This is a genomic window from Streptomyces sp. NPDC003284 (assembly GCF_053589675.1).
Genome location: NZ_JBSFSI010000006.1, coordinates 194,294 through 219,400 on the forward strand (window position 1 = coordinate 194,294; position 25,107 = coordinate 219,400).

Annotated in this window: 25 protein-coding genes; 8 read left to right on the top strand and 17 right to left on the bottom strand. The window is 74.1% G+C overall.

Features of this window, described 5'->3' with window-relative positions; all coding sequences use genetic code 11:
• Positions 1-4: 4 nt before the first annotated feature.
• Genes ACWDYF_RS15725 through ACWDYF_RS15735 form a run of 3 tightly spaced genes read right to left on the bottom strand, consistent with a single transcriptional unit; the run spans position 5 to position 4,252 of the window.
• On the bottom strand, positions 5-409 hold the full coding sequence (locus ACWDYF_RS15725) for a GtrA family protein (RefSeq protein WP_018570286.1): 405 nt from the start codon (positions 407-409) through the stop codon (positions 5-7).
• Positions 409-1,359, bottom strand: a complete 951-nt coding sequence (locus ACWDYF_RS15730; RefSeq protein WP_018570287.1) for a glycosyltransferase family 2 protein — start codon at positions 1,357-1,359, stop codon at positions 409-411. Before ACWDYF_RS15730 ends, ACWDYF_RS15725 begins: the two co-directional genes overlap by 1 nt.
• Positions 1,360-1,384: 25 nt before the next feature.
• Entirely contained in the window at positions 1,385-4,252 is a 2,868-nt protein-coding gene (locus tag ACWDYF_RS15735; RefSeq protein ID WP_389464129.1) for a YfhO family protein, read from the bottom strand.
• Positions 4,253-4,584: 332 nt separating this feature from the next.
• Here ACWDYF_RS15735 and ACWDYF_RS15740 point away from each other — a divergent pair, with 332 nt between their 5' ends.
• From ACWDYF_RS15740 to ACWDYF_RS15750, 3 genes are read left to right on the top strand one after another with little or no spacing between them, the layout of a single operon-like run.
• Complete coding sequence (locus ACWDYF_RS15740) at positions 4,585-5,010, top strand: MerR family transcriptional regulator (protein WP_389464127.1); 426 nt, start codon at positions 4,585-4,587, stop codon at positions 5,008-5,010.
• The gene (locus ACWDYF_RS15745; RefSeq protein WP_389464125.1) at positions 5,007-5,450 is read left to right on the top strand and encodes a carboxymuconolactone decarboxylase family protein; all 444 of its coding nucleotides are present in this window, start codon (positions 5,007-5,009) and stop codon (positions 5,448-5,450) included. Before ACWDYF_RS15740 ends, ACWDYF_RS15745 begins: the two co-directional genes overlap by 4 nt.
• Before the next feature lie 50 nt (positions 5,451-5,500).
• Positions 5,501-5,962 (top strand): DUF6314 family protein, encoded by a 462-nt coding sequence (locus tag ACWDYF_RS15750; RefSeq protein WP_389464290.1) that lies wholly within the window; start codon positions 5,501-5,503, stop codon positions 5,960-5,962.
• 9 nt (positions 5,963-5,971) lie between these two features.
• On the opposite strand, the gene ACWDYF_RS15755 is transcribed toward ACWDYF_RS15750, so the two are convergent.
• Together ACWDYF_RS15755 and ACWDYF_RS15760 are read right to left on the bottom strand one after the other, a co-directional pair.
• A complete protein-coding gene (locus ACWDYF_RS15755; RefSeq protein WP_381737035.1) occupies positions 5,972-6,409 on the bottom strand; it encodes a GNAT family N-acetyltransferase in 438 nt (145 codons plus the stop codon).
• Between the two features lie 58 nt (positions 6,410-6,467).
• Positions 6,468-7,913 carry an aminotransferase-like domain-containing protein gene (locus ACWDYF_RS15760; protein WP_381737034.1) on the bottom strand — a complete coding sequence of 482 codons (1,446 nt, stop codon included), beginning with the start codon at positions 7,911-7,913 and terminating at the stop codon, positions 6,468-6,470.
• On the opposite strand from ACWDYF_RS15760, the gene ACWDYF_RS15765 reads away from it, so the two are divergent.
• Both ACWDYF_RS15765 and ACWDYF_RS15770 read left to right on the top strand, forming a co-directional pair.
• Positions 7,912-8,844: a DMT family transporter gene (locus ACWDYF_RS15765; protein WP_389464123.1), complete on the top strand. Its 933-nt coding sequence runs from the start codon at positions 7,912-7,914 to the stop codon at positions 8,842-8,844. The two genes, ACWDYF_RS15760 and ACWDYF_RS15765, sit on opposite strands and share 2 nt — an antisense overlap.
• Before the next feature lie 105 nt (positions 8,845-8,949).
• Positions 8,950-9,153, top strand: a complete 204-nt coding sequence (locus ACWDYF_RS15770) for a DUF1918 domain-containing protein (RefSeq protein ID WP_389464121.1) — start codon at positions 8,950-8,952, stop codon at positions 9,151-9,153.
• A 145-nt stretch (positions 9,154-9,298) separates the two neighbouring features.
• On the opposite strand, the gene ACWDYF_RS15775 is transcribed toward ACWDYF_RS15770, so the two are convergent.
• Entirely contained in the window at positions 9,299-10,549 is a 1,251-nt protein-coding gene (locus tag ACWDYF_RS15775) for a glycoside hydrolase family 10 protein (RefSeq protein WP_389464119.1), read from the bottom strand.
• Between the two features lie 175 nt (positions 10,550-10,724).
• Between ACWDYF_RS15775 and ACWDYF_RS15780 the strand changes: the two genes are divergently transcribed.
• On the top strand, positions 10,725-11,585 hold the full coding sequence (locus tag ACWDYF_RS15780; protein WP_018570297.1) for a 3-hydroxybutyryl-CoA dehydrogenase: 861 nt from the start codon (positions 10,725-10,727) through the stop codon (positions 11,583-11,585).
• An 84-nt stretch (positions 11,586-11,669) separates the two neighbouring features.
• Here the strand turns inward: ACWDYF_RS15780 and ACWDYF_RS15785 are convergent, their stop codons facing one another.
• From ACWDYF_RS15785 to infC, 10 genes are all read right to left on the bottom strand, one after another.
• Positions 11,670-12,200: an NUDIX hydrolase gene (locus ACWDYF_RS15785; RefSeq protein ID WP_381737031.1), complete on the bottom strand. Its 531-nt coding sequence runs from the start codon at positions 12,198-12,200 to the stop codon at positions 11,670-11,672.
• A 102-nt stretch (positions 12,201-12,302) separates the two neighbouring features.
• Positions 12,303-13,664: a hypothetical protein gene (locus tag ACWDYF_RS15790; RefSeq protein ID WP_018570299.1), complete on the bottom strand. Its 1,362-nt coding sequence runs from the start codon at positions 13,662-13,664 to the stop codon at positions 12,303-12,305.
• 255 nt (positions 13,665-13,919) lie between these two features.
• Complete coding sequence (locus ACWDYF_RS15795; protein WP_389464116.1) at positions 13,920-14,822, bottom strand: PP2C family protein-serine/threonine phosphatase; 903 nt, start codon at positions 14,820-14,822, stop codon at positions 13,920-13,922.
• A 134-nt stretch (positions 14,823-14,956) separates the two neighbouring features.
• The gene (gene pheT, locus ACWDYF_RS15800) at positions 14,957-17,461 is read right to left on the bottom strand and encodes a phenylalanine--tRNA ligase subunit beta (protein ID WP_389464114.1); all 2,505 of its coding nucleotides are present in this window, start codon (positions 17,459-17,461) and stop codon (positions 14,957-14,959) included.
• Positions 17,461-18,591 carry a phenylalanine--tRNA ligase subunit alpha gene (gene pheS, locus ACWDYF_RS15805; RefSeq protein ID WP_381737028.1) on the bottom strand — a complete coding sequence of 377 codons (1,131 nt, stop codon included), beginning with the start codon at positions 18,589-18,591 and terminating at the stop codon, positions 17,461-17,463. Before pheS ends, pheT begins: the two co-directional genes overlap by 1 nt.
• Before the next feature lie 175 nt (positions 18,592-18,766).
• Entirely contained in the window at positions 18,767-19,906 is a 1,140-nt protein-coding gene (locus ACWDYF_RS15810) for a sensor histidine kinase (RefSeq protein ID WP_381737027.1), read from the bottom strand.
• A gap of 229 nt (positions 19,907-20,135) precedes the next feature.
• Entirely contained in the window at positions 20,136-20,999 is an 864-nt protein-coding gene (locus ACWDYF_RS15815) for a TrmH family RNA methyltransferase (RefSeq protein WP_381737026.1), read from the bottom strand.
• Positions 21,000-21,163: 164 nt separating this feature from the next.
• On the bottom strand, positions 21,164-21,547 hold the full coding sequence (rplT, locus tag ACWDYF_RS15820; protein WP_006141703.1) for a 50S ribosomal protein L20: 384 nt from the start codon (positions 21,545-21,547) through the stop codon (positions 21,164-21,166).
• A gap of 110 nt (positions 21,548-21,657) precedes the next feature.
• Positions 21,658-21,852 (bottom strand): 50S ribosomal protein L35, encoded by a 195-nt coding sequence (gene rpmI / locus ACWDYF_RS15825; RefSeq protein WP_007829094.1) that lies wholly within the window; start codon positions 21,850-21,852, stop codon positions 21,658-21,660.
• 111 nt (positions 21,853-21,963) lie between these two features.
• Positions 21,964-22,614: a translation initiation factor IF-3 gene (infC, locus tag ACWDYF_RS15830; protein ID WP_381737145.1), complete on the bottom strand. Its 651-nt coding sequence runs from the start codon at positions 22,612-22,614 to the stop codon at positions 21,964-21,966.
• Positions 22,615-22,986: 372 nt separating this feature from the next.
• On the opposite strand from infC, the gene ACWDYF_RS15835 reads away from it, so the two are divergent.
• The gene (locus tag ACWDYF_RS15835; RefSeq protein WP_026252942.1) at positions 22,987-23,343 is read left to right on the top strand and encodes a DUF1844 domain-containing protein; all 357 of its coding nucleotides are present in this window, start codon (positions 22,987-22,989) and stop codon (positions 23,341-23,343) included.
• A gap of 78 nt (positions 23,344-23,421) precedes the next feature.
• On the opposite strand, the gene ACWDYF_RS15840 is transcribed toward ACWDYF_RS15835, so the two are convergent.
• Positions 23,422-24,159 carry an SseB family protein gene (locus ACWDYF_RS15840; protein WP_381737025.1) on the bottom strand — a complete coding sequence of 246 codons (738 nt, stop codon included), beginning with the start codon at positions 24,157-24,159 and terminating at the stop codon, positions 23,422-23,424.
• A 68-nt stretch (positions 24,160-24,227) separates the two neighbouring features.
• Between ACWDYF_RS15840 and ACWDYF_RS15845 the strand changes: the two genes are divergently transcribed.
• Positions 24,228-25,037 (top strand): serine hydrolase, encoded by an 810-nt coding sequence (locus ACWDYF_RS15845; RefSeq protein WP_389464112.1) that lies wholly within the window; start codon positions 24,228-24,230, stop codon positions 25,035-25,037.
• Positions 25,038-25,107 lie beyond the last annotated feature (70 nt).

The window sequence follows — 25,107 nt, forward strand, 5'->3', positions numbered from 1 at the left end:
ACGTTTATGCAATCCGGCCTTCCTGGACCGGGTCCCCCTTGGGAAGCATGATCCACCGGGAGACGACGAACGTCACCGGGATCGCCGCCGCCGACGCGAGCAGCGGCGCGAACCGGCTCCCGGCGTGCAGCACGTCGACGATCACATAGACCCCCGCCGTGGTGATCACGAAATTGGCCGCGTTGGTGAGCGGGAACAGCAGGAATTTCCGCCAGGTCGGCCGGGTGCGATAAGTGAAACGCGCGTTCAGGAAGAAAGAGCCGATCATGCTGAGGAAGAACGCCAGGACATGCGCGAGGAGATACGGCAGGCGTGTGAGGAACAACAGATAGAGAAGGTAGTACGTCGCCGTGTTCAGGGCGCCGACCACGGCGAAAGTGACGACCTGCCTCGCCATCGGGTTACGCATCAGGGAATGAGATCCTTCGTCCGCTCCACGTTGCTCTCCTTCACCAGGAAGTGCGGGCGCCCCTTGACCTCGTAGTAGATGCGGCCGGTGTACTCCCCGATGACCCCCAGCATGACCATCTGCACGCCCGCGAGCGCCGTGACGGCCGCGATGATGGTGACATAGCCCGGGGTCTGCACGCCGTTGACGAGCGCCGCGCCCACGATCCACGCGGTGTAGACGCCCGCGCACAGCAGCAGCCACATGCCCAGGTGCAGGGCTGCGCGCAGCGGCCTGTTGTTGAACGAGAGCAGCCCGTCCAGACCGTAGTTCAGCAGCGACTTCAGCGTCCAGGAGCTGCTGCCGTGCTCACGCACCGCGTTCTCGTACTCGAAGGTGGTGGTGGGGAAGCCCACCCAGGCGAACAGGCCCTTGGAGAAACGGTTGTACTCGGTCAGCTCCAGCACCGCGTCCACCACGCGCCGCGACAGCAGCCGGAAGTCGCCCACGCCGTCCTTGAGTTCCACGTCGACCAGGCGGTTGACCAGCCGGTAGTACAGGCGGGCGGTGAGGGTGCGGGTGACCCGGTCGCCCTTCCGGCTGCGCCGGGCCAGGACCTGGTCCCAGCCCTGGCCGCGCAGCTCGACCATGCGGCGGATCAGCTCCGGCGGGTGCTGGAGGTCGGCGTCCATGACGACCACGGAGTCCCCCGTGGCGTGGCGCAGGCCCGCCAGCAGGGCAGCCTCCTTGCCGAAGTTGCGGCTGAAGGAGACGTAGCGCACCCGCGGGTCGGCGGCGGCCAGTTGCTGGAGCAGCGGGAGCGTGCGGTCGCGGCTGCCGTCGTCGACGTACACGAACTCCATGTCGTGGCCGAGCGGCAGCAGGTCGTCGGCGACCTGCTGGACGGCCTCGTGGAAGCGTTCTATGACGTCTTCCTCGTTGTAGCAGGGTGCGACGATCGAGATGAGCATGGTTCTCCCCCCAGGGAGGACGGTGTCACAGAGCGCTGGTCGTGCGCTCGCGCGGGTGGGTGGGCGTACGGGGCGGGGCGGGACGGTGGGCGGGCCGCCTGCGGCGGACGGCGCCGAGGACGCCCAGGAGGGCCAGGACCAGCAGCGAGACACCGCCGACGGCGGCCCCCAGACGCAGGCCCGGCGGATGGAAGGTGCAGGTGAGGCCGGTCGCGGAGCCGTCCAGCGGCACGGCGATCAGGCCGTAGTACTGCTCGGCGGGCACCGCGGCCTTCCCGTCGGCGGCGCACCGCCAGCCGGCGATCCGGGGCGCCGCGACGACGGCGGTGCCGGTGCTGCCGGCCGGGAGCCGGGCGTGCAGCGTGCCGCCGGAGACGCTCACCTCGCTCGCGCCGGTGGCCTTGAGGTGCCGTACGGCGGCGGCCAGCCGGGCGGTGTCCAGGCAGCCGACCGCGCCGTCCGGGACGGTCCCGGTCCTGCTGGGCGCCAGTTCGACGCGCAGCCGCCCGGACGCCGGGACCCGGCCGAGCCGCTGCATGGCGGCGATCTTGGCGCCGTCCGACGCGAACCGGCCGGTCGGGCCGTACGCGGCGCCCGGTCCGGCGGCGCCCGCCGGGGCGGCGGTGAGCCGGGCGGTGCCGGAGAAGTGCGGCGCCCACAGATAGACCTCGCTGCCGGCCGGGCAGCTCGCGGTGATCGACGGCTTCGCCGCGCGGCCCGTCCCGGCGGTGCCTCGGCGCGCCGCCTCGATCCGTACGTCGCCGCCGCCCGCGCCGCCGCCGGGGGCCTGCCGCTCCCCCGCCGCGGTGCGTACGGTGAAGCCCGGCACGGTGTAGACGCGGGCGCCCAGCACCCGCTCCTGGTTGCGGTACGGCGAGGGACCGAAGGCCGCGACACCGGCGCGGGCGGCTGCGGCGGCACCGGCCGGGCGGACGGTGACCAGCGGGGGCACGTCCTGGCGGGACACGGTCGGCGCACCGCGGTCGCGCGGGTTCCAGCGCTGGTGCTGGTCGGGCGGGGAGTGCACCCGGGCGCCCACGGAGAAGACCGCGTCCGTGACGGCGTTGTCCAGGCTCTGGAGGTTGCGGCCGCGCGAGGTCCAGCCGTCGCCGAGGGCGGTGAGCATACGGCTGAGCACGTCCGCGGTGAGGCTGCTGTAGTACTGGGCGCCCTGGCCGCCCACCATCATCGGGTCGTTGCCCACGGTCTGCTCGCGGCCCGGGTCGGTGCGGTAGCGGGGCCAGTCCTCGGCCCGCGCGATCACGTCCGCCTGCCGCTGCTGCCGGGTCCCCCAGGGCGCGTAGTCGTCCAGGTGGCCCAGGCGCAGCCGGGTCGCCACGGCGGAGGTCGCGGTGGCCTCGCCCAGCTGGGCGCCGGTCAGCAGCACCACGGCGAGGCCGACGAGGACGGCGCGGTGGCGCCTCGCGGCGGCGGCCGTCGCGGGCGCGGGCGCGGGGGGCCCGGCGGCGGCGTCGTCGGCGGCGGTGGCGGCGGCGGTCGCGGCTTCGTCCGTCTCGGCCGCCGCCGCGTCCGCTCGCTCCGCCCGTTCCGCGCGGCCGAGCAGCAGGAGGCCGCCGAGGGCGCCGACGGCGGCCGTGAGCAGGATCGGCCAGGCGAAGGGGCGCACCAGGCCGCTGCCGCTCGCCACGGCGGCGATCAGGGCGAGCAGCGCCGCCGCCGCGCCCAGCGCGCGCGGGGCCGGGACGCCGTAGGACAGGGTGTACCAGGCCGCGGTCACCAGCAGGGCGCAGAGCACGAACGCCTGGCGGTACGGGCTGCCGTTCGGGGTGGCGAAGGCGTGCCAGGCCAGATGGGTCGGCGTCCACTGCATCGACAGCGCCACGACGGCCACCAGCGCGGGCCAGCCGACGCGCACCCGCCGGGGTGCCGCGCGGTGGAAGGGCAGCGCGAGGACGAGCAGCAGGGCCGTGGTGCCCACGAACAGGGCGGGGCTGCCGAAGCCGTACGTGGTGGGCAGCAGCCGGGCCAGCACGTCCTCGGTGGGCACCGGCGAGAAATGGGTGACCCGGCCCGGGTAGGCGTGCTTGGTGCCGAGGTAGACCACCGCGACCAGCGGCGCGGACAGGCCCACGCCGAGGACGACGGTGGCGGCGGCGCGGCCCGCGGCGGTCAGCGCGCGCCGTCGCGGCACGCCGCCGAGCCACAGGCGCAGCAGCAGCACCAGTCCGGCGCCGAGCGTGGCCATGTAGGCGGTGTAGAAGTTGGCCGTCCAGGCGAGCGCCACGATCACCACGCCCAGCAGCCGGCGCCGTCCGGCCCGCACCCACTCGCCGACCAGGCACAGCAGGGGCAGCGCGACCAGACCGTCGAGCCACATCGGGTTGTAGGAGGCGTCCGCCAGGGACCAGCCGCACAGGGCGTAGGCGGCGCCCAGCAGCCCGGCGGTCCACCAGCGGCCGGGGCGCAGGCGCAGCAGCAGCCAGGCCATGGCGGCACCGGCGGCGGCGGTCTTCAGGACGGTGACGGTGTAGACGGCGAGGTCGATCTCGTCGCGCGGGAACAGCGCGACCAGCGGCGCGAACGGGCTGCTGAGGTAGGTCCCCAGGTCGGGCAGGAAGCTGGAGCCGTAGCCGGACTGCCAGTTGACGAGCAGTCCGCCGTCGGCCCGGCCGTGCAGCAGGTCCCACAGGTGGGCGTGGAAGGGCACGTACTGGTTGCCCAGGTCGTTGACGTCGCGGGTGCGGGGCCCGAAGGGGTAGCTGCCCGCGACGGCGTCGGCGGCGCAGCACACGACGGCGGTGAGCAGGGCGGCGAGCAGGGCGGCGGACTGCCCGGGGCGCCGCCACCGGCGTACGGAGACCGGGGCGCCGTTCCCGTCCGCTCGTCGCCGCGCGGCTCCGCGAGGGCTGCTCGGCAGGGTTGGGCGGTCCATTCTCGGCAGGCTCCCGGGGAATTCGGCACGTGCGGCGTCTCGTCGGAGGAGGGGAGTTGACTCTCCGCGCGTCGGTGATTCGCCGGCCGGACACCCGGACTTCCCGTCGGCTGTACCGTCGCCCGGAAATGGTGCCGCGAACTCGAATGCGCAGCAGTATTCTCCGGCATCCTGTTTCCGTCAGGGAAACTCGAACCGTCAGGAAAATGATCCGGGGGTTAATTGAATCGGCGCGGGCCGACGGGGCCGTGCCCGGCACCCGGCGGGACCGCCGCGGACGCCCCCGAGGCCATGCTTGACCTGGAGCGCGCTCCAGGTTCTACGGTTCTTCCATGACCAGCGGACAGCCCGTCCCGGCGGGACGGGGAACGACTCTGACCATCGCCCAGGTCGCCGAGCGCACGGGCCTCTCGCACGACACCCTGCGCTACTACGAGCGGGCCGGTCTGATCCAGCGGGTCGGCCGCACCACCGGCAACCAGCGGCGGTACGAGGCGGCGGACCTGGCCTGGCTGGAGTTCCTGCTGCGGCTGCGCGAGACGGGCATGTCGATCGCCGACATGCAGCGCTTCGCGACGCTGCGGGCCCAGGGCGACGCGACGGTGCCCGAGCGGCTGGCGATGCTCCGCGAGCACCGCACCGGCCTGGCCGACCGCATCCGGGCGCTGCGGCGCAACGCCCACACGCTGGACGACAAGATCGATCACTATGAACGGCTGCTGCACGAGCGGCGGACGGGGACGGAAGAGCGGACATGAGCGAGCACACCACCCGGGACGAGCGCTTCGCCCACGGGCTCGGGGTACTGCGGAGCATCGACGGCGAGGCGGGGCAGCGGGTCATCGACTCGCTCGCCGACATCAGCCCCGAGCTGGGCCACCAGATCGTCTCCTGGGGCTTCGGCGAGATCTATGCCCGCGAGGAACTGGCGCCGCGCGACCGCCAGTTGGTGACGCTGGGCATGCTGACCGCGCTCGGCGGCTGCGAGCCCCAGTTGGAGGTGCACGTGAACGCGGCCCTCAACGTGGGCCTCGCCCCGGAGCAGATCACCGAGGCGATGCTGCACGCGGCCGGGTACTGCGGCTTCCCCAAGTCCCTCAACGCCACCTTCGTGGCCAAGAAGGTCTTCGCCGAGCGGGGGCTGCTGCCGCTCGGCGAGGGGCGGTCAGGATCCGCGTCCGTCCCTGCCGCATCCTGAAGGGGATGACCCAGGCGGAGCGCGGCGGCGCGCGGACGGAGGCGGGGACGATGGGCGAGTACTGGCCGGTGCCGGACGCGCTGGCCTATCTGGCCGGGCGGTGGCGGGTCGAGCGGGCGGTGCGCGACCTGGCCACCGGCGACGAGGGCGCCTTCACCGGGGTGACCGACTTCGGTCCGCTGGAGGGCGGCGGGCTGCTGCACCACGAGTCGGGCACGTTCGAGTGGCGGGGCACGGCCCGCCCCGCCGAGCGCACCCTGCGCTTCCTGCCCGGCGCCGCGCCGGGCGGCGCGGACGTGCGGTTCGCGGACGGGCGGCCCTTCCACGACCTGGACCTGTCCTCGGGCCGGTACGTCGCCGACCATCCCTGCGCGGCGGACCTCTACCGGGGCGAGTTCACCGTCCGGGACGCCGACCACTGGCGCACGGTGTGGCGGGTGGGCGGCCCGGCGAAGGACCTGGTGCTCACCACCGACTACACCCGGGCCGCTCCGGGCGCGGGCGCGGACTGAGGGCGCCGGTCAGCCCAGGGCGAGCAGCATCCACTGGCCGGGCCGCTCCAGCGGCCGGAAGCCGACCTTCTCGTAGACGCCGTGCGCGTCGTCCGTGGCCAGCACGATCCGGCGCACCCCGAGGGGCCGCAGGTGCTCGCGCACGGCGGCGACGAGCGCACTGCCGAGGCCCTTGCCGCGCACGGCCGGATCGATGTACACGTCGCACAGCCAGGCGAAGGTCGCCAGGTCGGTGACGACCCGGGCGTAGCCGACCTGCTCGTCGCGGGCCGTGTCGAACACCCCGAAGTTCAGGGATCCCGCGATGGCCCGGTCCTGTGTCTCGCGCGGGCGGCCGAGCGCCCAGTACGCGTCCGTGGAGAGCCAGCGGTGCACGCGGGCGGCGTCGATGCGGGCGGGGTCGGCGGAGATCTCGTAGCCGTCGGCCGGCCGTGGGATGTCGGTCATGGCGAGAGGCTGCCAGCGCGGGTCCCCGGGTGTCGAGCGGGTTTCACGGCACGCGCGGTCAGCCGAGCACTTCGGAGCAGGCGCTCCGCAGGCGGCGTACGCCCTCGGCGATCTCGGCGCTCCCGCCGACCGCGGCGAAGCTCAACCGGGCGTGCCCGGCCGGGGGTTCGGCGCAGAAGTAGGGGCGCCCCGGGGTGAAGGCGACGCCCGCCCGCAGCGCGGCGGCGGTCAGGGCGGCCTCGTCCGCGCCGTCCGGCAGGCGCGGCCACAGGTGGTAGCCCCCGGACGGGACGTGGTCGAGGGCCAGTTCGGGCAGGTGCAGCCGCAGCGCGCTCACCATGGCGTCCCGGCGGGCACGCAACTCGGCCGACAGCGCCCGCAGATGGCGCGGCCAGGCGGGCGAGCCGACCAGTTCGAGGGCCGCCTCCTGGAGCGGCCGGGGCACGAAGAAGGCGTCGACCACCTGGATCGCGCGCAGCCGCTCCAGGACCGGGCCCCGCGCGGCCAGCGCGCTCACCCGGAAGCTGGGCGAGGTCGCCTTGGTCAGCGAGGCGACGTGCACCACCACGCCGTCCGTGTCGTCGGCGGCCAGCGGGGGCGGCGGCGGTCCCGCGTCCTCGTGCACCAGATGCCGTACGAAGTCGTCCTCGACGACGAACGCCCCGGCCGCGCGGGCGGTCCGCAGCACCGCGGCGCGCCGGTCGCGGGCGAGCACCGCGCCGGTGGGGTTCTGGAACAGCGGCTGGCAGACGAAGACCCGCGCGCCGCTCGCCCGGAACGCGTCGGCCAGCAGCTCGGGGCGCACCCCGTCGGCGTCCACCGGCACCGGGACGGGCCGCAGCCCCGCCGACCGGGCGATGGCCAGCATGCCCGGATAGGTCGGCGACTCCACCAGCACCGGCGCGCCGGGCGGCGCCAGGGCGCGCAGGGCGGTGGTGAGCGCCGACTGCCCGCCCGCCGCGATCAGGATCTCGGCCGCGGTGACCGTGCCGCCGGGGCCGCCGATGCTCCGCGCGAACCACTCGCGCAGCTCGGGGAGGCCCTCCAGCGGGGGCCGTCCCCACGCGCCGGGGCGGCGGCCCGCGCGGGCGAGCGCGGCGGACATGGCCCGTTCGGGCTGGAGCGAGGGGTGCGGATAGCCGCCGCTGAACTCGATCACGCCGGGCGGCGGCACGGCGAGCGTGGCGGTCACACCGGAGGCGTCCACCGTGCGCGGTACGAGGTCGGCGGCGCCGTCCGCGCTGAGCGCGACGGCCTGCCAGGAGGTGTCCCCGACGGCGGCGGGGGCGGCCGGCCGCGCGGCGCGGAACGCCCCGGCGCCGGGGCGGGTGACGACCAGACCTTCGGCCGCCAGGTGCGCCAGGGCGCGGGAGACGGTCACCGGGCTCACCCGGTAGCGCTCCACCAGCGCCCTGCTGGACGGGAGCTTTCCACCGGGCGAGTAGCGGTCCAGCTCCTGCCGGAGGCGCTGGGCCAGTTCTCCCACACTGCTACGCTCATGCATGGAAGCACAGAGTAGCGCTACCGCGCGCGACCGGATAGCGGTCGACGGCCAGGCCGCTTCGCCGGCCTCCTCCGGGCCCCGGTCCGGTCTCCTCCAGGCGGGCCTCGGCGTCGTCGCCTTCTCGCTCACCTTCCCGGCCACCGCGTGGGGCCTGGAGGGCTTCGGGCCGTGGTCGCTGGTGGCCGTGCGCAGCGTGCTCGCCGCGCTCGTCGCGGGCGGCTGCCTGCTCGCGACGGGGGTGCCGCTGCCCGCGCGCCGCCACTGGCCGGGACTCGCGGTGGTGGGTGCCGGGGTCGTCCTCGGCTTCCCGCTGCTGACCACGCTGGCCCTGCGGACGTCGACGACGGCGCACGCGGCGGTCGTCGTGGGCCTGCTCCCGCTCACCACGGCGCTGCTGTCGGCCCTGCGGGTCGGCGCCCGGCCCTCGCGGACGTTCTGGGCGGCGGCGCTGGCGGGCGCGGCGGCCGTGGTCGCCTTCACCGTGCAGCAGAGCGGCGGCGCGCTGTCGGCCGCCGACGGGTATCTGTTCGGGGCGCTGCTGGTGTGCGCGGCGGGCTACACCGAGGGCGGGCGGCTGGCCCGGATCATGCCGGGCTGGCAGGTGATCGGCTGGGCACTGGTGCTGTGCCTGCCGGTGACCGTGCCGGGGGCCGCGCTGGCGCTGGCGCACGAGCCGGTGCGGCTGGGGGCGCACGCGGTGGCCGGGCTGCTGTGGGTGACGCTGGGCTCGCAGTTCTTCGGGCTGGTCGTCTGGTACCGGGGCATGGCGGCGATCGGCATTCCCAAGGCCAGCCAGTTGCAGCTGGCCCAGCCGCTGCTCACACTGGTGTGGTCGGTGCTGCTGCTCGGCGAGCATCTGACGCCGGCCGCCCCCCTGACGGCCGCCGCCGTGCTCGTGTGCATCGCCGTCACCCAGCGGGCGCGCGGCTGACCGGGCCGTACCGGTGCCGGTCGCACACCAGGTTCCGGCCGCGCTCCGCGCCGTAGACTCGGGAACGAGGACCGCAGCTCCCCCGCATGGTGAGGAGGCCCGCAGATGCGCGCAGCCAAAGGCGACCACCTCGTGCAGCACGGCCGGGTGGTCGGCCAGCACGACCAGGTCAGCGAAGTGGTCGAAGTGATGGGCACGGAGGGCAGCCCGCCCTACCGCGTCCGGTTCGAGGACGGGCACGAGGCCGTGATGTCACCGGGCCCCGACTGCCAGATCCGTCATCACGAGGAACCCCGGCACCAGCACTAGCACCAGTACCAGCACCAGCGGTGACCGGCGCGGATCCGCCGCGCGAGCCCGGCCGCCCGGACGCGGCCCGGACCCAGAGCCGGGCCGGGCCCGAGTCCGGTCCGGGCGGGCTCGGGTCCGGGCAGTCCCGCCGGACGGCCCCGGCTCAGTGCGGGGGCCGCGCCGACTGCCGGTAGTGACCGGCGACGACCCGCGCCATCGCCCCGGCCGGGTCGGCGGCGACCTCCTTGGCGGAGAAGAACACATGCCCGCGCACCTGCGGGTACTTCTTCGCCAGGGTGAGGTGCCGGGACAGCTCGTCCGGGTCCCGCCAGGCGGTGCCCTGACTCGCGTCCCCCTCCTTGTACAGCGCCTCGCCCACGTACAGCTGGGTGCGGCTGCCCCGCGCCACCTCGGCCCACCAGGGCACCAGCGCGGCGTAGTCGGCGGCGCTCTGGCCGATGTTCCAGTACAGCTGCGGGACGATGTAGTCGATCCAGCCCTCGCGCACCCAGCGGCGGGTGTCCGCGTACAGGTCGTCGTACGTCTGGACGCCCGCCCTGGTGGCCGAACCGCGTGAGTCCGTCGAGCCGTTGCGCCAGACACCGAACGGGCTGATCCCGAACCGGGTGCCGGGCCTGGTCCGGGCGACGCCGGCCGCCATCTCCCGCACCAGCCGGTCGATGTTGTCCCGCCGCCAGGCGGCCCTGCTCGCGAAGCCGCCGCCGTGGCGGGCGTACGCGGCGGCGTCGTCGAAGGTCCGCCCGGCCACCGGGTACGGATAGAAGTAGTCGTCGAAGTGGACGCCGTCGACGGGATAGCGGCGGACCGCGTCGAGCATCGCCTCCTGCACGAAGGCCCGCACCTCGGGCAGCCCCGGGTTGTAGTAGAGCTTCCCGCCGTAGGGCACCGTCCAGCCGGGGTGCTTGCGGGCCGGGTGGGAGGCGGCGAGCCGGGACGGGTCCTCCTCCAGCGCCACCCGGTACGGGTTGAACCAGACGTGCAGCCGGAGCCCCCGGGCGTGCGCCTCCGTGACCGCGGTGCCCAGCGGGTCCCAGCCGGGGTCCTTGCCCTGGGTGCCGGTGAGGAACCGCGACCAGGGCTCGTAGGGCGAGGGCCACAGCGCGTCGGCGGCGGGCCGCGCCTGGAAGATCACCGTGTTGAGCCGGCGGCGCACCGCCGCGTCGAGCAGCGCGGTCAGCTCGCCGCGCTGGCGGGCCACGGTCAGTCCGGTGCGCGAGGGCCAGTCCCGGTTGGCCACGGTCGCCAGCCACATGCCGCGCATCTCGGTGGTGCCGCGCCCGCCGCGGGCGCCCGCGGGCGTGCCGGGCGGCTGGGGCGCCGCCGTCGCGCCCGGCGACACCGCCAGCGTCGACAGGGCGGCCACGGTGAACGCCCTCCGTGTCACTCGGCCCATCCGGAAACCCCCAGTACGCCGTGGATCCGCGCCGTCACGGACCGTGCACCGGGACAGCATGCACGACCCGGCCCGCCGATCGGCGGCACGACGGGGGTAACGTGCTCGATCGGAGCAGGCACCGCACACATGGGCCGCCTGCCACACGCCGAAGATCAGCAGCGAAAGGGACGATGTGACCGACATCGAACGCGTCGGAGTGGTGGGCTGCGGCCAGATGGGTGCGGGCATCGCCGAGGTGTGCGCACGGGCCGGCCTGGACGTGAAGGTCGCCGAGACCACCGGCGAGGCCCTGGAGATCGGCCGGACCCGGCTGTTCAACTCCCTGGCCAAGGCGGCCGAGCGCGGCAAGATCAGCGAGGAGGAGCGGGACGCCACCCAGGCGCGCCTCTCCTTCACCACCGACCTCGGCGAGTTCGCCGACCGCGATCTGGTGATCGAGGCCGTGGTGGAGAACGAGCAGGTCAAGACCGAGATCTTCCAGGTCCTCGACCAGGTGGTGACCCGCCCGGACGCGATCCTGGCGTCCAACACCTCCTCGATCCCGCTGGTCAAGCTGGCGGTCGCCACCGCCCGCCCCGACCACGTCATCGGCATCCACTTCTTCAACCCGGCCCCCGTGCAGCAGCTGGTCGAGCTGATCCCGGCGCTCACCACCTCCGAGGGCACCCTGAGCCGGGCGCAGCTGTTCACCGAGAAGGTGCTCGGCAAGCACGCGATCCGCGCCCAGGACCGCTCCGGCTTCGTGGTCAACGCGCTGCTGATCCCCTATCTGCTCTCCGCGATCCGGATGTTCGAGTCGGGCATCGCCAGCCGCGAGGACATCGACAACGGCATGGAGCTGGGCTGCGCCCACCCGATGGGCCCGCTGAAGCTGTCCGACCTGATCGGCCTGGACACGGTCGCCTCCGTCGCGTACTCGATGTACGAGGAGTACAAGGAGCCCCTGTACGCCGCTCCCCCGCTGCTCCAGCGGATGGTGGACGCGGGCCGGCTCGGGCGCAAGAGCGGGTCGGGGTTCTACACCTACGGCTGACGTACGTACCTCTGCGGCGGGCCCACGCGAGCCGCGGGGCCGGATGCGGGCCCGGCACCGGGAAGGCTGCCGGGCCCGTGGCGTTCAGCCGCCCGCGCGGTGGTGCAGCAGGAGCAGCGCGGCGGCCATCCCGGCGGCCGGGACCTCGCCGCGGGCGATCAGGTCGGGGACGAGTTTGAGCGGGACCCATTCGCGGCGCTCGGACTCGAAGGCGTCCACCGGCTCTCCGGTGTACTCGCCCTCGTCGGACCAGTAGATGTGGTGCCGGGCGTCGGTGAGGCCGTTGGACGGTTCGACGGTCATCAGATGGTGCAGACGGCCCGGCCGCCAGCCGGTCTCCTCCTCCAGTTCCCGGGCGGCGGCGCGGGCGATGTCCTCGCCGTCCTCGACGACGCCCGCCGCGAGTTCCCAGCCCCAGCTGTCGGTGATGAAGCGGTGGCGCCACAGGAGCAGGACCTCGCCCGCCTCGTTCACCACGGTGGCGGCGGCGACGGGCCGCAGCCGTATCAGGAAGTGGTCGAGATGCCGGCCGTCCGGCAGCGCCACATCCGCGAGGTTGACGGTGAACCAGCGGTTTTCATACACCGTTTGTTCGTTCTCTTTCGTCCACTGCACGGTTCTACCACCTTCCGTCGGGTCAGTGGCAATATCGCAGCCGGGCTCCTACGGCAGGCAGGCGCACGGCGAGCCGCGCGCGGAGCAGCGGCGGGCGCAGGGTCAGCGGGCCGTGACCCCGGTGGACAGGGGCACGCGCAGCGCCCCGTCGATGAGTTCGGCCGCCTCGGCGGTGCCCGCGCAGCCGCTGCGCAGCAGATGCCCGCGCACCGCCCGCAGCCGGTCCCGCAGCCGCTGGGACTCCATCCCGCGGGCCTGCTCGGTCATCAGCACCGCCGTCGCCACCGCCTTGTCCGCGTCCCCGCGGCGCAGTTCGACCGTGCTCAGCATGGCGAGCCGGTGCACCCGGCCCCGGTCGTGCGCCGGGTTGTGCACGGCCGCCGCCGCGTGCTCCTCGGCGGCGGCCAGCTCCCCGAGGCTGAGCAGCGCCTCCGCCACCTGCACATTGACCAGACCCGGCTGGACATAGCCGGTCTCGTCGGGTTCGTGTCCGCGCCGGATGCGTTCGGCGGCCTGCTCGGCGCGGGCGATGCAGGACAGCGCGCCGCTGCCGTCCCCGAGGTGGGCGTACGCCTTGCCCTGCATCGCGTGGAGGTCGGAGGCGAGGGCGGGCGTGATGTGCCGGCCCGCCGTGCGCAGCGCCGCCTCGGCGAAGGCGACGGCCTGCCGGTACTCCGTCATGAACAGCGCCTGGTTGACCAGCAGCGCTATCACGTACGCGCCCAGGCCCCGGTCCCCGCTGGCCTTGGCCAGGCGCAGCGCCTGGTGGAAGTAGCGCTGGGCCAGGCCGTGCGCGTCGGAGTCGTAGGCGCAGATGCCCGCGACGGCCACCAGGCCGCCGGTGGCCCGGTGCAGCAGGCGGCCGGTGGCGTCGGTGTAGCCGCCGCGCAGCAGCGGGGCCGCCTCGGCGGTGAGGAAGCCCACGATCCGGCCGTGCGTCGCCACCCCGCCGGTCTTGCGGTACATCTGCTCGTAGTGCGCGCGGGCCGCGCGCAGCATCTCGATGTCGGCCGCGGTGACCCGGTGCCGGCCGCCCCGGGAGACGTCGACGTCCTCGGGCGGGTTCTCCCACTCCCACACCGGCATCACCGCGGGGGTGCCGGTGACGGCGGGTGCGCCCAGGAGGTGCGGGCGCCGCTGCTCGTCGCAGCGCCACAGGGCGGTGGCCCGCTCGACGAAGCCGGACAGGGAGGTGCCGTGCGCGGCGGACGGCTCGCCGGGCACGCCCAGGCCGATGTCGTCGAGGGTGACGGTGCGGTGCAGCCGGGCGGCCAGCACCTCGCAGATCAGGTCGGGCACCTGGCCCCGGGGCCGCTGGCCCTTCAGCCAGCGCGCCACGGCGGTGTGTTCGTAGCGGAGCGCGAGACCGCGCGCCCGGCCGGCCTGGTTGACGTGCGCGGCGAGACCTGCGTGCGAGACGCCCGCCTCGTCGAGGATCGCGTCGAGCAGTGTGTTGGGCTGCATGTCGGCCCCCCGGATGGCTCGGTGCGGACAGCGTAGTGCGCGGCGCTTCACACGGGGTGTGAACGGAGTGCGCGCATCCGCACGGTGCGCGCGCTGTCGCTCGGCGTGGCCGGCCGGTTGACTGAGATGCCTCGTCAAGAGGCCGGCCGGGCCGCCGCCTCCCCCTCGTACAGTGCGGTGGCCCGCCACACGCCGCCCGCCCCGCCGTCTGCCCGACGCTCCGAGGCGGGGCGGGCGGCGGCCAACGGCGCGGCGCTACGGCGGAGTCGTACCGCTTGCGTCGCCCCGGCCGTTGCGGATCACGAGGACGGCCGCGTCGTCCGCGGGGCGGGGGCCGGTGTGTCCCAGCAGCCGGGTGAAGACGGCCCGCAGCAGCACGGGCGGCGGGAGCGGGCCGAGGCGGGCGGTCTGCGCGAGCACCGCCCGCAGCGGGAAGAACCGGCCCCGGGCGTCCCGGGCGTCCGCCACTCCGTCGGTGTGCAGGAGCAGGGTCTCGCCGGGCCGCAGCGGGCCGAGGTCCGCCGCGGGCAGCGCGGCCGGCAGCGGGAACAGGCCCAGCGGCGGCAGCGGTTCGGCCCGGGACACGGGCTCGGCCGCCGTCCCGCTCAGCCGGTACGGCCACGGGTGCCCGCAGTTGAGGGCGCGCAGGGAGCCGTCCTCGGCGATCTCCGCCAGGAGCACGGTGACGAAGTCCTCGGCGGCCGGTCGGCTCGGATCGTCCCGGTCGCGCCGGTGGCGGGCCAGCGCCCGGTCCAGGCGGCGCAGCACCCCGGCGAGGTCGGGTTCGTCGTGGGCGGCCTCACGGAAGCTGCCGAGCACGATGGCGGCGGTGCCGAGGGCGGCGAGGCCGTGGCCGCGGACGTCGCCCATGACCAGGCGTACGCCGTGCTCGGTGGCGCTCACCTCGTACAGATCGCCGCCGACGGCCGCGCCCCGGTCCGCGGAGAGCTGGGCCGCCGCCACATCGAGCCCGGCGATCCGGGGCGGCAGGGGGCGCAGCAGCGCGCTCTGCGCGGCGCCCGCGACCGCGCGCGCCTGGCGCAGCTCGCGCAGCATGGTCCGCCGGGCGCGCAGGAAGAGGCCGGTGCAGGTGCCCACGGCCAGGAAGACGGCGCCGGAGCGCACCCCGCGCGGAGAGCCAGCCCTGATGCGGATCATGACCATGGCCCCCCAAGAGGCGCTGACAGCGCGGACCGGCCCCGAGGGGGCCGGTCCGATTCTGTCGATCTCGAAAGGGTGCAGGGCCGGATCACCGGCCCTGCCACCCGAACGAGTGAGCCGGGGGCCGGGGCCTAGCTCCGCAGCTCCGCACCGGTGCGCTCGGCGGCCAGGGCCACCGCAGCGTCGCGGGCGGCGGACGCCTCGTCCACCGTCAGGGTGCGGTCGGGGGCGCGGAAGCGCAGGGCGTACGCCAGCGACTTGCGTCCCTCGCCGAGCTGTTCGGCGTTCTCGTAGATGTCGAACAGCCGCAGGGACTCCAGGAGTTCACCCGCGCCCTCGCGCAGCGCGGCCTCGACCTCGGCGGCCGGGACCGGCCGGTCCACGACCAGGGCGACGTCCTGGGTGGCCACCGGGAACGTGGAGATCCGCGGCGCCTGCAACAGGCCCTCCCCGGCCCGCTGGAGCAGGTCCAGGTCGATCTCCGTCGCGCAGGTGCGCTCCGGCAGGTGCATCGCCTTGACCACCCGCGGGTGCAGCTCGCCGGCGTGGCCGACGAGCGTCTCGGCGCCGTCCACCTCGGCGTACAGCGCGGCGCACCGGCCGGGGTGCCAGGGGGTGTGCTGGTCGGCGCGGACGCTCAGTTCCACCCCGGCCTCGCGGGCGACGGTGCGTGCCGCCTCGACGGCGTCCGCCCAGTCGGACGGGCGGCCCTTGCCCCACCAGCCGGTCTGCTCGCGGGCTCCGGCGAGCACCACGGCGGCCCGGCGGGGCTGGCGCGGCAGCGCCGCGTCCAGGGCGGCGAGCTGCTCGTCGGTGGGCCTGCGGTCGGCGGGCAGCGCGGCTGCCGCCGGCTCCTCGCCGGTGGGCCGGAAGACCAGGCCGGTCTCGAACAGGGCCAGGTCGTGGCTGCCGCGCCCGTCGTTGCGGCGCAGCGCGCCGAGCAGCCCCGGCAGCAGCGTCGTGCGCAGGGCGGGCTCCTCGTCGGAGAGCGGGTTGACGAGGGTGACCCGGCGGCGGCGCGGGTCGTCGGCCGCCAGGCCGAGCTGGTCGAGGACGGCCTCGCCGATGAACGGGTAGTTCAGCGCCTCGACGTAACCGGCCCCGGCCAGCGCGCGGCCGACGCGGCGGTGCAGCCGCTGACGTCCGGTCAGGCCGCGGCCGGGCAGCGGGCGGGGCAGCGTGGAGGGCAGGTTCTCGTAGCCCTCCAGCCGGATGACCTCTTCGGCCAGGTCGTTCGGATCGGTCAGGTCGGGCCGCCAGGACGGCACGGTCACGATCAGCTCGTCCTGCCCGTACACGTCGCAGCCCACCTGCTGGAGCCGCCTTACGACGGTCTCCCGGCCATAGGCGACGCCCGCGACCTTGTCCGGGTGGTCGGCCGGGATCGTGATGGTGCGCGGCGCGGCCGGCGCGACGATCTCGGTGACGCCCGCCTCGGCGGTGCCGCCGGCGAGCAGGACCAGCAGGTCCACGGTGCGCTGGGCGGCGGCGGAGGCGGCCTGCGGGTCCACACCGCGCTCGAAGCGGCGGGACGCCTCGGAGGACAGCTTGTGCCGACGGGCGGTGCGCGCGACGGCGACCGGGTCGAAGTGCGCGGCCTCGACGACGACCTCGGTGGTGGTGCCCTCGGTGTCGTCGATCTCGGTGTTGGCGCCGCCCATGACGCCCGCGAGCCCGATCGGGCCGCGGTCGTCGGTGATGACCAGGTCCTCGGCGGACAGCGTGCGCGTGACGCCGTCGAGCGTGGTGAGCTGCTCGCCGCGCTCGGCCCGGCGCACACCGATGGTGCCCTGGACGCGGGAGCGGTCGTAGGCGTGCAGCGGCTGGCCCAGCTCCAGCATCACGTAGTTGGTGATGTCCACGGCGAGCGAGATCGGGCGCATGCCGGCCTTCTGGAGGCGGCGGCGCAGCCAGATCGGGGAGCGCGCCTCGGGGTCGAGGCCGGTCACCGTGCGGGCGGTGAAGCGGTCGCAGCCGAACGGGTCGGCGATCTTCACCGGGTGCCCGAAGGCGTTCGGCGCCGGTACGTCCAGCAGGGCCGGGTCGAGCAGCGGGCGGCCGTAGGCGATGGCGGCCTCGCGGGCCACGCCGCGGATCGACAGGCAGTAGCCGCGGTCGGGGGTGACCGCGATGTCCAGGACCTCGTCGACGAGCTGGAGCAGCTCGATGGCGTCGGTGCCCACCTCGTGCTCGGGCGGCAGCACGATGATGCCGTGCGTGCCGTCGTCGCCCATGCCGAGTTCGTCGGCGGAGCAGATCATGCCGTGCGAGACCCTGCCGTAGGTCTTGCGGGCGCTGATCGAGAAGCCGCCGGGCAGGGTGGCGCCGGGCAGCACGACGACGACCTTGTCGCCGACGGCGAAGTTGCGGGCGCCGCAGACGATCTCCTGCGGCTCGCCGGTGCCGTTGGCCCGGCCGACGTCGACGGTGCAGAAGCGGATCGGCTTCTTGAAGCCCTCCAGCTCCTCGATGGTGAGCACCTGGCCGACGACGAGCGGCCCCTTGAGGTCGGCGCCGAGCTGCTCGACGGTCTCGACCTCCAGGCCGGCCGGAATGAGCTTGGCCTGGACGTCGCGCCCGGTCTCCGTCGCCGGCAGGTCGACGTACTCCCGCAGCCAAGAAAGCGGGACCCGCATCAGATCTCCATCCCGAACGGCCGGGTGAACCGGACGTCACCCTCGACCATGTCTCGCATGTCTTCGACGTTGTGGCGGAACATCAGCATCCGCTCGATGCCGAACCCGAAGGCGAATCCGCTGTACTTCTCGGGGTCCACACCGCAGGCGGTGAGCACCCGGGGGTTGACCATGCCGCAGCCGCCCAGCTCGATCCAGCCCTCGGAGGAGCAGGTGCGGCAGGGGCGGTCGGGGTTGCCGACGGACTCGCCGCGGCAGACGTAGCACACCATGTCCATCTCGGCGGACGGCTCGGTGAACGGGAAGAAGTTCGGCCGCAGCCGGGTCTTCATGCCCTCGCCGAACAGCGACTGGACCATGTGATCCAGGGTGCCCTTGAGGTCGGCCATGGTCAGGCCCTCGTCCACGGCCAGCAGCTCGACCTGGTGGAAGACCGGGGTGTGGGTGGCGTCCAGCTCGTCGGTGCGGTACACCCGGCCGGGGCAGATCACATAGACCGGCAGTTCGCGCTCCAGCAGGGAGCGGGCCTGCACGGGCGAGGTGTGGGTGCGCAGGACGAGTCCGGAGTCGGCGGCGCCGGAGCCCTCGTCGGCGCCGCGCACGAAGAACGTGTCGTGCTCGCTGCGCGCCGGGTGGTCCGGGCCGATGTTCAGGGCGTCGAAGTTGAACCACTCCGCCTCGACCTCGGGGCCCTCGGCGACCTCGTAGCCCATGGCGACGAAGATGTCCTCGATGCGCTCCGAGAGCGTGGTCAGCGGGTGGCGGGCGCCGGCCGGTACGCGGTCGTAGGGCAGCGTGACGTCGACGGCCTCCTCGACCAGGACGCGGGTGTCCCGCTCGGCCTCCAGCTCGCCCTGGCGGGCGGCGAGGGCCTTGTTCACCGCGCCGCGGGCCATGCCGACGCGCTTGCCCGCCTCCGCCTTGGCGTGCGGGGGCAGGGCGCCGATCTCCCGGTTGGCGAGCGCCAGCGGCGAGGCCGGGCCGGTGTGGGCGACCTTGGCCTCGTGGAGCGCGTCGAGCGAGTCCGCGGCGGCGAAGGCGGCGAGCGCCTCGTCCCGCATGCGCTCGATCTCTTCCGGTTTCAACGCCTCGACCTCGACAGGGTCGTACGACTTATTCGGTGCCGACATCTCTTCCCGTGCTTCCGATTGTCTTCCAGCTGCCGCTGGGAGGTGCCACCAGGCTGACGGTCCCCGTCACCGACCCATGGACGAATCGTCTCCGTTTCTGGGACGCAAAGGTGCCAAAGGCCGAGTCTAACGGGGCGGGGGAAAGCGAATGCGCCCGTGGGTCCTCGGCCGGTGCTCAGAGCAGGTGTGCCGGGGTGCCCACGGGCAGGGTAAATCGGAACCGCGCGCCGGCGCCCGGCGCGCGGCCGACCGTGATGGTGCCGCCGTGGGCCTCCACGATGCCCTTGACGATGTAGAGCCCGAGTCCGGTGCCGCCGCGCTTGCTGCCCCGCCAGAAGCGGGTGAAGACGCGGTTCATGGACTCCTCCGGGATGCCGGGCCCCTCGTCGCTCACCGTGACCGACGTGCCGGCGTCCTCTCCCTCTCGGGGGGACACCGCGGGCGTGACGTCAATGGTGACGGTTCCCTCGCCGTGGCGCACCGCGTTTTCGATGAGGTTGCTCAGCACCTGGTCGATCTTGTCGGGGTCGGCCCACAGGACGGGCAGCGGCTGCTCCAGGCGGACCAGGAACCGGTCGGCGGGCTGGCCCGCGGCCACGTACGCCTGGACGTGGCGGCCGACCGCCGCCCCTATGTCGACGAGCTGGCGGCGCACCTCCAGGCGGCCGGAGTCGATGCGGGAGATGTCGAGCAGTTCGGCGATGAGCCGGGTGACGCGGTCGGCGTCGGCGTCCACCGTCTCCAGCATCAGCCGCTTCTGGTCGTCGGTGAACCGCTCCCACTTGGCGAGCAGCGTCGCGGTGAAGCCCTTGACCGAGGTCAGCGGGGAGCGCAGTTCGTGGGCGACGGTGGCGATCAGCTCGGCGTGGCTGCGCTCGGTGCGGCGGCGGGCCTCGGTGTCCCGCAGGCAGACGACGACGCGGCGGACCGGTCCGGCGGGGCGGTCGCGGACGTACCGGGCGGAGACCAGGACCTCGCGGCCGCCGGGCAGCAGCAGGTTGCGCTCGGGCTGGGCGACCCGGATGGCGAGGCCGCCGTAGGGGTCGGTGAGCTGCCACCAGCGGCGGCCCTCCAGGTCCTCCAGCGGCAGGGCCTTCTCCAGGTGCCGGCCGAGGGCCTGGTCGGCGGGGACGGCGGTGATGCGGGCGGCCGCGGCGTTGAAACAGGTGACGCGGCCGGTTTCGTCGGCGATCACCAGGCCGTCGGGCAGCTCGTCGGGGTCGGGTCCCGTCCCCGCGGCGGCCGCGTCCGGTGGCACGGACGGCCGGGGTACGCCGTGTGTGCCCGGAATCGCCCCGCTCGTGCCGACACTCATCCCTTACCCCACCTTCCCGATGGTGCAGCGGGCCCCCGAGCTGGTCACCCTACTAGGGCCTGTCGTCAAATTCCCGCCTGCCCCGCGACGCCATGCACGCACTCTCGCCGCACCGGGACCCGACCCGAGTACGTCCAGTACGCGGGTCAGGACCCGGCACTCCGAGAGCACGCACCTGACGCCGCGAGGCCCGCCCTCCGGGCGGACGACGGCAATGTGACGACAGGCCCTAGCCGGAGGTGACGGAGCGGCATCCTCCGGGGGCGCGCTGTGCGCGGGCCGACGCGTAGAGGCACACGGCGGCGGCGGTGGCGAGGTTCAGGCTCTCCGCCCTGCCGTGGATGGGGACGCGCACGACGGCGTCGGCCAGGGCCCGGGTCTCCTCGGGCAGCCCCCAGGCCTCGTTGCCGAAGACCCAGGCGGTGGGGCCGCCCATGGTGCCCTTGTCCAGCTCGTCGTCGAGGTCGTCGCCGCCCGCGCCGTCGGCGGCGAGGATGCGCACCCCGGTGCCCTTCAGCCCGGCGACCGCCGCTTCGACGGGGACGCCGACGGCGACCGGCAGATGGAACAGCGAGCCGACGGAGGCGCGTACGGCCTTCGGGTTGTACAGGTCGACGGAGGCGTCGGTGAGGACGACGGCGTCGGCTCCGGCGGCGTCCGCGCAGCGCAGCACGGTACCGGCGTTGCCGGGGTCGCGTACGTGGGCGAGGACGGCGACGAGGCGGGGCCGGGCGGCGAGGATCTCCTCGAACGGGGTGTCCAGGAACCGGCAGATGCCGACGAGGCCCTGCGGGGTGACGGTGGTGGAGATGTCGGCGATGACGTCGTCGGCGGCGAGGTGCACCCGGGCACCGGCGGCGCGGACCTCGCCCACGATGTCGGGGTAGCGCTCGGCGGCCTCGACGGTGGCGAACAGCTCCACGAGCGTGGCGTCGCCGGCCGGTGTCCGGTGCGCGGCGGCCTCCCGCACGGCCTGCGGTCCCTCGGCCAGGAACAGCCGGTCCTTGCCCCGGAAGTTCCGCTTGGCGAGCCGCCGGGCGGCGCTGACGCGGGCGGAGCGGGGGGAGATCAGCTCGGGAGTGGCGGGCGGCATCCTCTTGCTTTCGGACGAATTGCTTTCGGACGAATGGCTCTCGGGAGAATCGCTCTCGGAGGAAGTCTCGTGGCGGATGCGCCGCGCGTGGGCCCCCAACAGCAGGACCCGCAAGCCGTGAAGCCTGCGGGTCCTTCGGTCACCGGCTCAGGTCCGGTGCGGCGTCACGCGGCCTTCGGCGCGTTGACGTCGCTGGGCAGAGCCTTCTGCGCGACCTCGACGAGCGCGGCGAACGCGTTCGCGTCGTTCACGGCCAGCTCGGCGAGGATCTTGCGGTCGACCTCGACGTTGGCGGCCTTCAGACCCTGGATGAAGCGGTTGTACGTGATGCCGTTGGCGCGGGCAGCGGCGTTGATGCGCTGGATCCACAGCTGGCGGAAGTCACCCTTGCGCTTCTTGCGGTCGTTGTAGTTGTAGACCAGCGAGTGGGTGACCTGCTCCTTGGCCTTGCGGTACAGGCGCGAGCGCTGACCGCGGTAGCCGGAGGCCTGCTCGAGGATCGCCCGGCGCTTCTTGTGGGCGTTGACTGCCCGCTTGACGCGTGCCACTTGTTTGACTCCTTGTAGCGGGGCCGTGGGGGTCTTCACACGGCCCGGAAACGATTGGGTCCCGGTCCTGACGTGCGGTGCGCCTGATCAGCCGATCGGGCGCCGCGACATCACTTGCCGAGAAGCTTCTTGATCTTCTTGGCGTCGCCCGGGGCCATCTCGGCGTTGCCGGTGAGGCGACGCGTCAGACGGGACGACTTGTGCTCGAGCAGGTGGCGCTTGCCGGCGCGCTCACGGAGCACCTTGCCGGAGCCGGTGACCTTGAAGCGCTTGCTGGCACCGCTGTGCGACTTGTTCTTCGGCATAGCGCCGTTCTCTCCTCGTCGGTGGCGCTCCGGTGCCCGGTCGCGAGAACCGGGCACGATGGAGCGTCGCTCTTGTTTCGGTTACAACCTGGGACGCGGGGTCCCCGGAGGTCACGCCTCGGCGTGCTCCTCGGCGGGCTCCTCGGCAGGCGTCTCGGCGTCCGCGGCGTTCTGCGACTTGCCGGGGTTGGCCTTCGCGTCTGCCTTGCGGGCTTCCTGCGCCTGGCGGGCCTCGGCCATCGCCTCGGTCTTCTTCTTGTGCGGACCGAGGACCATGATCATGTTGCGGCCGTCCTGCTTCGGGTTCGACTCGACGAAACCGAGGTCCTGGACGTCCTCCGCGAGGCGCTGGAGCAGCCGGTAGCCCAGCTCGGGCCGGGACTGCTCGCGACCACGGAACATGATCGTGATCTTGACCTTGTCGCCCTGCTTGAGGAACCGGACGACGTGACCCTTCTTGGTGTCATAGTCGTGCGGGTCGATCTTCGGCCGGAGCTTCATCTCCTTGATGACCGTGTGCGCCTGGTTCTTGCGCGCCTCACGGGCCTTCATGGCCGACTCGTACTTGAACTTCCCGTAGTCCATGAGCTTGCACACGGGCGGACGGGCGTTCGCCGCGACCTCGACCAGGTCCAGGTCGTACTCCTGCGCAAGCTCCAGTGCCTTGGCCAGCGGGACGATGCCCACCTGCTCGCCACTGGGACCGACAAGTCGCACCTCGGGAACGCGAATCCGGTCGTTGATGCGGGGCTCGGCGCTGATGGATCCTCCTCGGTAGCACCACGCGGCGGTCTGGCGGACAGCCGCGTACGTCTGTGTTCGTAAGACCTAACCGCGCCGCAGCAACAAAAATGCCCCGGACGATCACAGGCGGGGCTCCTCGAACTACCGGAGCGACCGCCGCGATGGCCGCGGGGCGCGCATTCGGACGGATCGCCGCCACTGGGACGGGGCCGTCTGACCGGTGACCCGCCGCCCGGGGGGCGGTCGGGTGGGAGCTCGAAGCCTCCACTTGTGGGCCGGGCCCGCTCGCCGTGGGGCATGCGTGTCCAGCCGGTCGCCCACCAGACTAGCAGCCCGGCCGGACCAGGGCCAATCGGGGCGCGGCGGGCGGGACCGCCTATCGTGTGGGGCATGAGTGAGACCCCTCCTGAGACCCCCGATTTCGACGCCATGACCCGAGACATCGCGGAGGTCCCCGCGGTCGAGGTGATCGTGACGGTCGCCGTCAACCTGATGAGCGCCGCCGCGGTGAAGCTCGGCCTGACGGACGAGGGTGACACGTACAAGGACCTGGACGAGGCCCGCAAGCTGGTGACGGCCCTCGCCGGACTGCTGGACGCGAGCGCGACCGAGATCAGCTCCTTCCACGCGGCGCCGCTGCGGGACGGCCTGAAGTCGTTGCAGCTGGCGTTCCGCGAGGCGTCGGTCGTGCCGGACGAGCCGGGCCAGGGTCCGGGCGAGAAGTACACGGGCCCGGTCTACGGCTGACCCGCGCGCCGCGGCCGCGGGAGGCGTACCAGGGCTTCCCCGCGGGCAGCGGAGATTACCCCCGCACGTACAAGGGGACTACCCCCGCACGTACAAGGGCTCGCCCGGCGGCGTCGCCCCGGCCGGCAGCAGTGCCAGGTCGAGGCCGCGCACCAGGCGGGCCCTCAGCGCGTCGCTGGCGGCCAGGCGGCCGGCGACCGCGCGGGCGGTGTCGGCCGGGGCCTGGGTGGCGGCCGGGTCGAGGACGAGCGCGAGGGTGCCGTCCGCCTGCCCCGGCCCCAGGCGGGCGCTCAGCACCGCAGGTTCGGCGGCCACCGCGTCCCGTACGGCCGCCAGGACCGCCGGGTCGGCGAGCGGATCGGCCGTCGTGCGGCCCTCCGCGAGCGCGCGCAGCGCGGCCCCGGTCAGCTCGAACGCCACCGGCCCGGCCAGGTCCAGCACCACCGTGTCGGCCTTCTCGTGCGCGGCGGCCTGGAGCGCCTGGTGCAGCGGTACGGCGACCGGGCGGGCCGCCGGGTCCCAGCGGGCCAGCGAGGCGGTGGAGGTGAAGGCGGGCAGCGCGGTGCGGTGCCCGGCCTTCAGGGTCGGTACGGCCATGTCGCTGGTCTTCTCGCGGCGCAGCCCGTTCTCGTCCTCCTCCACCTCGCCGAGGACGGCCACGACGGGCACCAGCAGCCGGGCGCCCTTGAGGGCGCGCAGCACGCCGTCCACGGCGGTGCGGTCCTGCGCCCAGGCGGCGAGCGCCGCGCTCAGCGCGGGGTCGGCCGAGCCGTCGTCGTCGGAGAATCCGGGGTCCGGGATGTTCTTGTTCGCCACGGCTCCGAGCCTATCCGGGGCCGCGTATCGTCGGCGGCGGGGTCGGGCGGGAGGGCGGAGGTGGGGCCGTGCGGGAGCCGGTGGCGGACCGCGGCGCGCTGCTGGGGGCGGCGATGCGGTCCGTGGCGGTGGGCGACGGTGCCGCCGTCTCGGTGGCGGTCCGCGACCCGGCCTCCGGGGAGAGCGCCCGGTACGGGGACGGGGCGTTCGAGACGGCGAGCATCGTCAAGGTCGGCATCCTGGCCGCCGTGCTGCTGCGGGCGCAGGACGCGGGACGGCCGCCGAGCGCGCGGGAGCGGACGTACGCGGCCGCCATGATCGGGCACAGCGACAACGACGCGGCCTCGGCGCTGTGGCGGGGCATCGGCGGGGCCGCCGGGCTGGACGCGGCGCACCGCCGGCTCGGGCTGACGGGGACCACGGGCGGCGAGGGCCCGCTGTGGGGGCTGACCCGGACCACCGCCGCCGACCAGGTCACCCTGCTCCGGCAGGTCTTCGGGACGGCCGGATCGCCCTCGCCCCTGGACGCCGCTTCGCGCGCGTACGTCCAGGAGCTGATGGGGCGGATCGCGCAGGGCCAGGACTGGGGGGTGTCCGCCGCGGCCGACGGCTCCGCCTGGGCCCTGAAGAACGGCTGGCTGCCGCGCGGCACCACCGGGCTGTGGGTGGTCAACAGCATCGGCCGGGTGACGGCGGGCGGCGCCGACCGGCTGGTGGCGGTGCTGTCGCACGGCAACGCGACGAAGGAGGAGGGCGTCCTGCTGGTGGAGGAGGCGGCGCGGGCGGCGGTGTCGGTGTTCGCCCCGGGTGCTCCCCCACCTCCCTCTCCTCCTCCCCCTTCCCCTTCTCCGGCCGCCCCGCCGTCCGTCGCAGGCTGACCGCGTCAGGGGGCTCGCCCCTGGTTCCTGTGGTTCCTGCGGCCGGAAGCCCGGGGGTATACGGCTGGAA